The following is a 385-nucleotide window of genomic DNA, read 5'->3' as shown; positions in this document are numbered from 1 at the left end:
GTTGAATATTCGAACGTTCGGCGGAAATTCGGTTGGCGTATCGGCGACCCGGCGCCCGACCAGCACCAGTTGCGGCGCCCGCTTCAGGCTGGCATAGGCTTGCAGGAGAACTTCAATGCCCTTGAGGCGTGTCAGGTCGCCGACGAACAGGATGAATCCATCCTCGGGAAGCCCCTGCAGGCAGGCATCTTCCGGGCCGAGCACTTCGACATCGTCGGGCACGAAGTTGGGGATGACGTCGTAGGGGGCGCGGCCTTGGGTGAGTCCGGTGTGACCGGCGACCGCGTGGCTCACCGCGATGAAGCGGTCCACCACGCGCCGAGCGGCAAAGCTCGTCGCCCAGTTACCCAAGGTGGTCGCGGTTGCCTTCACCGCTCCGTAATGC

1 protein-coding gene is annotated in these 385 nt (G+C 64.4%); it reads right to left on the bottom strand.

All coding sequences use genetic code 11. The features are described 5' to 3' along the window. On the bottom strand, positions 1-372 hold a 372-nt coding region (locus EOA28_RS38515), incomplete at its 3' end, for a glycosyltransferase family 4 protein (protein WP_148671245.1). Between the last annotated feature and the right edge of the window lie 13 nt (positions 373-385).

This window comes from Mesorhizobium sp. M2A.F.Ca.ET.067.02.1.1, assembly GCF_004023285.1.
In the GTDB taxonomy this organism is placed as follows: Bacteria; Pseudomonadota; Alphaproteobacteria; order Rhizobiales; family Rhizobiaceae; genus Mesorhizobium.
Note: the sequence above shows the minus strand (reverse complement) of the source record. Positions and strands in the feature narration are given on the sequence as shown.